8 protein-coding genes are annotated in these 9,698 nt (G+C 67.4%); 4 read left to right on the top strand and 4 right to left on the bottom strand.

Annotated elements, in window-relative coordinates; all coding sequences use genetic code 11:
* From NTX40_02810 to NTX40_02800, 3 genes are all read left to right on the top strand, one after another.
* Window positions 1–1,381 (top strand): radical SAM protein (locus NTX40_02810; GenBank protein ID MCX5648019.1); only part of this gene is annotated, 1,381 nt, incomplete at its 5' end.
* Between the two features lie 79 nt (window positions 1,382–1,460).
* Window positions 1,461–1,943, top strand: a complete 483-nt coding sequence (locus tag NTX40_02805) for a hypothetical protein (GenBank protein MCX5648018.1) — start codon at window positions 1,461–1,463, stop codon at window positions 1,941–1,943.
* Entirely contained in the window at window positions 1,940–2,431 is a 492-nt protein-coding gene (locus tag NTX40_02800) for a glycosyltransferase (protein ID MCX5648017.1), read from the top strand. Before NTX40_02805 ends, NTX40_02800 begins: the two co-directional genes overlap by 4 nt.
* On the opposite strand, the gene asnB is transcribed toward NTX40_02800, so the two are convergent.
* Window positions 2,428–4,002, bottom strand: coding sequence for an asparagine synthase (glutamine-hydrolyzing) (gene asnB, locus NTX40_02795; protein MCX5648016.1), 1,575 nt, complete (start codon window positions 4,000–4,002; stop codon window positions 2,428–2,430). The genes NTX40_02800 and asnB overlap by 4 nt on opposite strands.
* 304 nt (window positions 4,003–4,306) lie before the next feature.
* On the opposite strand from asnB, the gene NTX40_02790 reads away from it, so the two are divergent.
* Window positions 4,307–5,896 (top strand): alkaline phosphatase family protein, encoded by a 1,590-nt coding sequence (locus tag NTX40_02790; protein MCX5648015.1) that lies wholly within the window; start codon window positions 4,307–4,309, stop codon window positions 5,894–5,896.
* 12 nt (window positions 5,897–5,908) lie between these two features.
* On the opposite strand, the gene NTX40_02785 is transcribed toward NTX40_02790, so the two are convergent.
* From NTX40_02785 to NTX40_02775, 3 genes are all read right to left on the bottom strand, one after another.
* A complete protein-coding gene (locus NTX40_02785; protein MCX5648014.1) occupies window positions 5,909–6,859 on the bottom strand; it encodes a sulfotransferase in 951 nt (316 codons plus the stop codon).
* A 10-nt stretch (window positions 6,860–6,869) separates the two neighbouring features.
* Window positions 6,870–8,402 (bottom strand): lipopolysaccharide biosynthesis protein, encoded by a 1,533-nt coding sequence (locus NTX40_02780; protein MCX5648013.1) that lies wholly within the window; start codon window positions 8,400–8,402, stop codon window positions 6,870–6,872.
* The coding region (locus NTX40_02775; protein MCX5648012.1) for a glycosyltransferase family 39 protein at window positions 8,399–9,698 on the bottom strand (1,300 nt) is incomplete at its 5' end. The genes NTX40_02775 and NTX40_02780, both read right to left, overlap by 4 nt.

The following is a 9,698-nucleotide window of genomic DNA, read 5'->3' as shown; positions in this document are numbered from 1 at the left end:
GCTGAACCCGGAACTGGAACTGGACCTCCGCCAGCCGTCGCTCGGGGTCCAGTACCTGGCGAGCGTGATCCATCGCGATCGTCCGGGACGGTACGCGATCCGCCACGCCGACCGCCGGGTCGAGCGGGCGATGGACGAGTTTCGCCCGGACCTCGTGGCCATCAGTTCCACGAGCGCGTACTTCGGCCGGGCACGCCAGTGCGCCCGGGCCGCCAAGGCGCGGGGCCTGCCGGTCCTCGTGGGCGGCATCCACGTCTCGATGCTTCCCGGGTCGCTGTACCCGGAGATGGACGTGGCGGCGCTGGGCGAGGGCGAGCGGACGATCCTTCGGCTCCTGGACCTGTGGGAGGAGACGGGCGCGTTTCCACACGACCGGCTGCGCGAGATCCCGGGCGTTGCGTTTCGCGAGGCCGACGGGTCGGTCTTCCAGACCGAGCCGGTGACGCACATTCAGCCGCTCGACGAGATTCCGTTCCCGGACCGCCGGCTGGCGCCGGTGCCCCGGCACGCGTACATGTTCACGTCGCGCGGGTGCCCGTACCGGTGCGCGTTCTGCGCCTCGACGCGCTACTGGCCGGGCAAGGTGCGATTCTTCTCGGCTGAGTACGTCGTCGCGGAGATCGAGGAACTGATCCAGCGCTACGACGTGTCGCTGATTTCATTCTACGACGACCTTTTCTGCGCGAACCTCGCGCGGCTGAAGGAAATCGCACGGCTGCTGGAGGAGCGCCGGCTCGTGGGGTGCGTCAAGTTCACCTGCAACGCCCGCGCGAACATCGTCAGCGAGGAAATGGCCGAGGTCCTCAAGGCCATGAACGTCGCCAGCGTGAATATGGGCCTGGAGTCGGGTTGCGAGGAGACGCTTGCATTCCTGAAGGACCGGGTGACGGTGGAGCAAAACCGGGAGGCAATCGAGATTCTGCACCGGCACGGGTTTTTCGTCTCGGGTTCGTTCATCATCGGCTCGCCCCACGAGACGCGGGACCAGATGATGGAGACATATGCGTTTCTGAAGCAGGCGCCGCTGGCGATCACGGACGTCAACATCCTCATCCCGTATCCCGGCACGCCCATTTGGGAATACGCCTTCGGCCGCGGCCTCGTGTCCAACGACATGGACTGGAGCCGGCTGACGTACGGCATGGTGGTGGACCCGAAGCATCTAATCAACCTGTCGGAGCACCTGACGGCGGAGGAGTTGTGCCGCATCCACCGCAAGTTCCTCGTCCTCCGGTACCGGAAGGTTCTCTCGAACATCATTTTCCACCCGTACCGGATGGACCTCGTGCGAACGGCCGGCCGCGTGGCTGCCGGCGCGGTGATGGGCCTGTCCCGGCGGGCGTGGCGGGCCCTGCGGGGACGTAAGACGGAAAATGGTTAACTTAACCCGTTGCAAAAACGAGACTTATAAAAATGGGGTCTGACCCCATTTTCCGGCGATCGCGGACGGAGGCGAAGGGATGGCCAAGGTGTGTCTGGTGTCGAGCGCAGGCGGGCATCTGACGCAGGCCGTCAGCATTGCCGGCGAACTTCAGGGCGAGCACGACTTCATCCTCTGCGTCACGGGGTTCACGGCGGTCCGGGGCATCGAACTCGAGGAGATGCGGGCGATCCACTTTCTGCCCGTTTACTGGGGTCACCGGGTTCCGTTCGGCGTCCTGATGGGGATGGCGGTCGCGCTCTGGAAGTTCTTCCGGATCTTCCGGCGCGAGCGGGTCGAGTACGTCATCTCGACGGGGGCGGAGGTGGCGCTGCCGGCCCTGCTGGTGAACCGCCTGTTTTTCCATTGCCCGTCGCTCTTCATCGAGTCGGTGTCGCGGATCGACACGCCGTCGCTGACCGGCCGCATCGCCTACCATCTGGCCGACCGCGTGTTCGTTCAGTGGCCGGGCCTTTTGCGGCATTACGGCCCCCGGGCGGAGTACCACGGGAGGCTCCTGTGATCTTCGTGACCATCGGCTCGTCGGAGAAGGGGCTGGACTTCACGCGGCTCGTCGAGGCGATGGACCGCATCGCCGGGCGCCTCGGCGTCGACGTCCTCATCCAGCGCGGGGCCGTCGATTACGAGCCGAAGCATGCGCGCCACGTCCGTTTCGTCCGCTTCGACGAGGCGCTGCGGCTCTTCCGCGACGCGGACCTCGTCGTCGGACACTGCGGGGCGGGGACGGTGCTCAACGCGTTTCTCTTTTGCAAGCCCCTCATCATCGTGCCGCGCCGAAGGGACGCGGGCGAACTGGACACCGACGACCATCAGATGCAGTTGGCGCGCGAGTTGGCCGAGACCCAGGGCGTTCGCGTCGTCTTGGACATCGAGCGGCTCGAAGACGCAGTGCGCGAGGCGCTTCAAGCGCGCCAGGTCCGGCCCCAACCGAGTGTGCACCGCAGGCAATTCATCGAAGCGATACGGAAGTTCCTGGCCTCGCCGCGCTAGGCCGGCGCGACCTCAGCCGGGTCGATGAAACGCCGCAGCCACAGTTCCAGGTTCAGCGCCTTCCAGATGGTCTGGTAGGAATCTGTCCGACCGGCCTGGTGGTCCTCGAAGAGGGCGAGGATGCGCGCGGGGTCGAGGTAGGGCCGGCCGCGGAACTCGGGCGAGGTGAACACCTCGCGGACGAAGGCCGACATTTCCGGCGAGCGAAGCCAATCGTTGATGGGCGTGCCGAAACCGAGTTTCCCCGCCCGCGTCCGGATGTCCTCGGGCAACACGCCGCGCAGCGCCTCCCGCAGGACGTATTTCGTCTGGCCGCGGTGAATCTTGTAGCCGCCGGGCAGATTCATGACGAACTCGACGAGGCGGTGATCGAGGAACGGCAGGCGCGACTCGATGGAGTAGGCCATTGAGTTGCGGTCCTCCTCGCGCAGGAGTTGCGGCAGGCTGACCTCGAAGCGCATCTTGAGGGCGCGGTTGAGCGGCATCCGGCGGTACATCTCTTCGGGGACGGTGCTGGCGGAAGCCCACCGGTGGGCGAAGTCGGTCCGGATCGGCACGCGCAGGTATCGCCGCGTCAGGCGCCGCTTGAGGAACCTCGGCGCGAGGAAGAGGAGCGGGGCGAGAAGCCCGTCCCACACGCCGCGATGCCGGCGCCGGTAGCCGCCCAATTCCCGCGCGAGTTCCATCAGCCGGCCCCGCCCCGCCAGTTCCAGGAAGTGGTATCCGTAGAAGAAGAAGTACCCGGCCAGGAGTTCGTCGCCGCCCTGGCCGTCCAGGAGCACCTTGATGTGGTGCTCGCCGGCGAGGCGCATGACTTCCCACTGGCCGTAGATGCTGGGGCCGCCGAAGGGTTCGTCCTGGTGGTAAATCAGTCGTTCGAGGTCGCCGAGGATTTTCTCCGTATGGCTGGTGGTGCGTTTGGCGTCCACGCCGGTCCGGGCGACGACTTCATCCACATAATGCGACTCGTTGACCTCGGGTTTGTCGGGGAAGGTGAGGCTGAAGGTTTTGTGCCCGCGGATGCGGTCGGGCGCGCGGGCATGGAGTCCGCAGACGATGCTCGAGGAATCGAGCCCGCCCGATAGGCACGAGCCGACCTCGACGTCGGCCCGGACGAGGCGCAGGAAAATGGCGTCGTAGAACAGGCGGCGGAACTCGTCGCAAGCGGTGGCCAGACCGGGGTCCGCCGGGTCGCGGAGCGGGATTTCGTAGAACTGCTCGATGGCCAGCCGACCCGAATCCAGGTCGAAGGTCGCGCGATGCCCCGGCCTCAGGGCCCGGACGTCCTCGAAGAAGGTGGCGTCGGTGTGGTTATAGCAGTTGTAGGCGAGGTAATCGTAAACGGCCAGATCGTTCGCCCGGCGCGGAATGTCGGGGCAGGCCAGAAGCGCCTTGATCTCCGAGGCGAAGGCGAAGCGCCGGCCGGCGTGCCAGAAATGAAGCGGCCTGACGCCGAATCGGTCGCGCGCGAGGAAGAGCCGATGCCCCTTGACGTCGTGGATGCAGAAGGCGAACTGGCCGTTGAACCGCTCGACGCACGCCGGGCCCCACGCCTCGTAGCCGTGGACGATTGTCTCGGAATCGGTGCGGCTTCGGATCCGAGAGGTCGATGATGGCCAGGCGCCGGTGGGCCAGCGTGACGCCGTCCGCGACGCGCAGGCCCTCGCCGTCCGGTCCGCGGTGGGCCTGGAGGACGTTCATCCGCCGGCCGAGGTCGCCGTCTTCCCAGTTGAATCCCGCGATGCCGCACATGAGGGCAGGGTTCCTTGGAGTTGGCGGCAATTATACGGGGGCCCGGGGAGGCGTTCATTCCTTTTTCCGCCGAGGGGCGGGCGTGGGCCGGCTCAGGCGCTTTGGGGTTGCGGCCGCAGCGGCGTGCGATATATTGCTGTTCTTCCGAACCTGGCGAAGGTGGCCGCGAAGGGGGCGCGGGGCGTTCTGCAATCGCTGGACGTGCCGCTCAGCCCGCCCGCGTGGGCGACGATCACGACGGGCCGCGATCCGGGCGGTCACGGCATCTTCGGGTTCCTGCGTCTGCGGCCGGGCGGGTACGAGACCGAACTGATCGACGAGCGGACCTGCCGCGCGCCGCGCCTCTGGGACCACGTCGGCCGCGCGGGCCTGCGGGTCGGCGTCTTCAACGCGCCGGTCACCTGGCCGCCGCGCGAGGTCAACGGGTATCTCGTCGGCTGTTTCATGACGCCCGACGTCACGAAGACGTTCACGCATCCGGAGGCCCTGGGCCGGGAACTTCACGAGGCGGTCGGAGGGTACCGGACGTGGACCAGCCAGGTCTATAGTCCGAGCACGCCGCTGCCCTACGTGCGGGAACTCGGCGACCTGGTGCGGATGCGGGTTCGGGCGATCGAGCATCTGTTCGAGACGCGGCCGGTGGACTTCGGAATGTTCGTGTTCATGGAGTCGGACTGGCTCCAGCACAAGGTCTGGCACGTGCTGACGGACCCGACGCAGGAGGCGAGCGACCTGGCGCGCGAGGCCCGGGCGGTTTACGAGGCGCTGGACGCGGCCGTAGGGCGGATTCTGGAACTCGTCGGCCCGGACTGCAACGTCCTCGTGGTGTCGGACCACGGAGCGGGGCTGCACGACCGCGTCATGTACGTTAACAAGTGGCTCGCAGACCAGGGTTTCCTGGCGCTGAAAGACACGGCGCGGGGCCGGCTGAGGCGATTTCTGGAACGGCGGAAATTTCTGCCCCGGGCCTATCGGCTGCTGTCGTGGTTGCGGGGACGGTTCAACTGGATCGGCCGGCTCGTGCCGAACGTCCTGGCGGAGCGGGCCATCGGCTTCGTCACGTCGAACGAGGACGTGGATTGGAGCCGCACACGCGCCTACGCGCGCGAGGCTTTCGGCGAGATCTTCATCAACCTCAAGGGCCGGGAGCCCGACGGCATCGTCTCCGAAGGCGCGGAATACGAGGCGGTGCTGGCGGACCTCGAGAAGCGGCTCGCGGAGGTGCAGGACCCGCGCTCCGGCCGGCCCATCGTGACGAAGATGCGCCGCGGACGCGAGGCCTACCAGGGGCCCTTTGTCGGGAGCGCGCCCGACCTCATCTTCGTGCTGGACGACTACCGCTGCACCTGTGCCGTGCAGTTCGGATTCGACGCCGAGGGGTACTTCGGCGGCGTGGAGTTCTGCGACTCGGGCACCCATCGGCCGGAAGGGGTGTTTCTGGCCTGCGGGCCGGACGTGCGGGCGGGAGTGCGGCTCGAGGGGGCGACCGTCGCGGACGTGACGCCGACGGTGCTGCGGCTGATGGGGGTGCCGATTCCGGAGGACATGGACGGTCGGCCGCTGGAAGAGATGGTCGCGGAGCCGTTCCGCGCCGCGCATCCGATTCGCTTGGCGCCGAGGCGCGGGGTGCCGGCGGCCGCGGCCGCGGAGCCTTACGATGAAGCGTCGCGCCGGACGGTGGAAGAGCGCCTGCGCGAGTTGGGATACCTGTAGCGGTCTGTCCGGCTACCAGTCGTCGGACGTTTCGTAGCCGACTTCCACGAGCAGGGGCCCGGCCATTTCCTTGAAGATCCGTTTGTCCTCGTCGCTGAAGTCGCGTCGCCATCGGCCGGCTGCGCTTTGCTTCAACGGGCCGACCGCTTCGACGTTGGCGGGGAACCGGGTGGCGTCGCGCGGCACGTCCTGGAAGTGGAGGACGTTTTCGTCCCACGGCTCGCCGAGGAAGTCCAGGATCCTGCGCATCGTTTCGCGGGGCGAGGCGACGAGGTCTTCGTACTTCACCTCCATGTACCAGGGCTGGCCGCGGTAGGGGCGTGCGGTCTCGACGGCCTGGACCCACCGGCCGATGCACCAGCGAATGGGATGCCAATTGTGGGTGGGCACGAGTCGGCCTCGGCGGACGACGTGGCGGGGGTGGGTGCGGAAGGAGCAGGCGACGTCGCGGCCGTCGCGGAGAATGTGGATGAACTTGGAGCGCGGAAAGGCGGCGCGGATGAACTCGAGGTTCAGGAGGTTGTCGGGGGACTTTTCGGCCCAGCGCGGTTTGCCGGTGCTTTCGCAATAGAGGCGGAAGAAGAGGTCGGCGAATTCGGCGCGCGAGCGCGCCTGGTGGAACAGGCGCGCGACCTCGGCGAGAGGGATGTCGAAGTTTCGCGCGAGCAGTTCGAGAAAAACGCGCTTGTCGCGAAAAAAGTCCGATTTGGGCCCGAAGGGAAAAAAAGGCTTGTCGAGAAACAAGTCCGATTCGGGCCCGCACGAGAAGCGGCCGTGGGAATCGAGCATCACCCTCAGGAGCGTCGTGCCGCAACGCCCGCTTCCGCCGAGGATGGCCGGCTCCGCGTCGGAGACGAACGTCCCGGAGCGCCGGTTGGCCGGGTAGACCCGCCCCAGGACGGTCAGGGCGCCCAGGGCCAGGCGCTGAGCCTCGCCGGAGAGGATGGACAGAAGTCTCGCCATGATGGGCTCCTCAGTAGCCGTTTCCCCGAGGGCGCGCCGCGGCCGCGGATTGCCGCGACACTACGATCCGCCAGATCGTCTGCAGTTCCGCCAGGGTGACGGGCGGCCGGACGATCATCAGGACCGCCACGATGCCCAGCGCTGCCGGGACCGTGACCTGCGGGCCGAGGTCGGGGAAGTAGTGACCGGCCATCCAGCCGCCGCACAGCACCGCCGCCCAGACGGCGGGCAGGATCGTGTCCGCCCAGCAATGGATGCCCAGGAGTTGCTGCGCGTAGAAAAACTGGAGGACCGTCGTCACGATGCACCCGAGGACGAAACCCTCCATCATGCCGAGCGGCCCGAACCGCATGGTGAGCGGGACGCCCGTCGCCAGCGTCACGACGAGACGGACGACCTCGATCCAGGTGACCGCGCGGGCCTGCATCGCGCCCTTCAGCAGAGGGTTCGTGATGACCTTGAACGAGTCGAAGAAGACGCCGACAACCGCCATCGCCAGGAACAGACCCGCTTCCTGGTAGGCGGCCCCATAGAAGATCGCCAGCAGTCGGCCCGAGAAGAACGAGTAGAACGTCAGGCCGAGGAACGCGACCAGGCCCACGATCCGCGTCGCGGTGTGGGCCAGGGCCTCGAGCGATTGCCTGCGGGCGTGGGCGTGGGCAAAGGCGGGCAGGAGCGCCTGCGAGATCGGCAGAAAGACCATCATCGTCAGCGTCGCCAGGCTCATGGCGTTATGGAAGGCGCCGACGCCGCCCGTCGGGCTGAACCGGTTCACCAGGAGCCGCAGCAGCACCGGCAGCAGGCAGGCGCTCAGGTGCGGCAGGTAGAGGTATCGGCTGGAGGCGAGCAGCCCCCGGCCTTCCCATCGCCCGCTGACGCGAAGTCCAAGGCCCTGCTTGTGCAGGAACATGACCATCAGACCCAGCGTCAAGAGCACCATGACGACCGACCAGACGACCCAGCCCCAGACGGCCAGCCGCACCGTAAACCCGAGGGGGATCAGGGCGAGGAGGACAACGACCTTGAGCGGCTCGCGGACGATCGCGGCCAGGGAGGAGTACTTCATCTCCTGGCATCCTTCGAAGACGCTGGTCGGCACGCGGACCAGGGCCATCGGCACGATCCACAGCGCTGAGAGGGCGATGAAAGGCGCCGACGCGGGGCTCCCGATGATGCGGGCGATTGGATCGGCGCCCGCGAACGTGACAAGCGCCGCCGCGGTTCCGGCGACCAGGAGGATCGCCAGGCCCCGCAGCGCGACCGCCGGCACCTGCTGCCGGAGCCCGCGGCCGAGGAGCGATGCCACCAGCCGCGTCGTCCCTTCCGTCAGCCCCAGTTCGGACACCGACAGGAAGAAGACGCCGACGCTGGTCGCCAGGATGTAGGTGTCGTACGCGGAGGTGTCGTGGCCCTTCGTGAGGAGGTGGGATGCCACGACGTAAGAGAGGAACAGCCCGACGCCCCCCAGCCCCTGCGCGAGGAACAGGTACATCGTATTCCCCGTGATCTTGCGGTACAGAGTGGTGTTGTCCGCTTGGGTCATGGGCTGCGTTCCAGCGGAGGCGGGCTGTCAGTCCCCGGCGCGTCGCGAGCCGGCCAACGGAAGTCGCCCTTCACCTTCCACAAGGTGATTGTGCCACGCCAGGGGCCCGCGACCTTCTCGAGGAACGGAAGGTGCGGAAGGAAGTCCACAAAGGCGCTGGGGTATCCCCCGCGTTCGGCTTTGGCGAGCGGGCCGGAGAGGATTCGGCTCTTCTCCACGCAGATGTAATCGACCCGGTTGGCCCGAAGGAGAGTCTCGATCCTCTGCGGATCGAGGTAGGCGAACACCGCCTGCTGGCCGGGCGTCAGACGCCGTGCCAGGTTGACCCGCACCGCGGAAACCCCCAACTGGGCAAAGGCGACCGCCGCCAGCGCGACCAGCACCCACCGCCTGTTCCACCAGCCCCTCAGGCCGCGGGCGATTACGACAGCGAAGAGCGGCACGATGGGCATGAGGTAGCGGACATCGGTATCCAGCGTGAAGATCAGCAAGAGCGTGACGAGGTAGAGGGCGATGAAAAGCCAGAGCCAACGGTCCGCCTTTTCCCACGCGCGGCGCGCCACGTACGCCGCCGCGAGCAGCGGCAGCACACAGCCAAGGTACATCAGCAGATGAATCGGATTGTTGACGTTCGACGACAGTCGCTGGGGCGAAAAGAACGTGGTTATGCGCGCGAGAAGGTGGGCCGGATTGACCGGATCGCTGGCGCCCGGGATCCAGTGGCGCCGCCACGCCAGGTCCGGCAACACCACGAGCACCGCGGGCAGGACGAAAAGGCCGACCCGGCGGGCGCGCTGCCACAGGGAACCTTCCTCCAGAACGATCCAGAGCGCCATGGGCGGCACGAGGAAGGCCGTGTTCCGCTTCGTGACGTACGCCAGGCCGACGAGGACCCCCGCCCAGAAATAGTGCCGCCTCAGGAGGAGCACGACCGCCGCCAGGATCACCGCCGTCGCCGCCGTGTCCACGTAGAGCATGACCGAGAACGCGCCGACCATCGGGATGCTGATGGCCGCGAGGACCGCAGCCAGGGCGCCCCGCGGACCGAGCAAATCCCGCCCGAGCGCCCACACCAGTGCCAGCACGAGCGCGTACCAGAGGGCCTGGTACGCTTGCGCGACCCAGGGGACCAAGCCCGTCGCCTGCCACGCCAGGCCGAGCAGCATGGGCCAGACCGGTTCGGTCACGTAGTAGTAGCCGGGCGGCTCGCCGGAGGCGTAGAGGGGGTTATGCGTCGGGCGGTTGGCGAGACCGGCCTCGGACCAGGCGCGGGCGAACATGGTGTGATAGACCTCG

Source organism: Planctomycetota bacterium (assembly GCA_026387035.1).
GTDB lineage: Bacteria > Planctomycetota > Phycisphaerae > FEN-1346 > FEN-1346 > JAPLMM01.
This window is presented reverse-complemented; position numbering and strand designations above follow the sequence as displayed.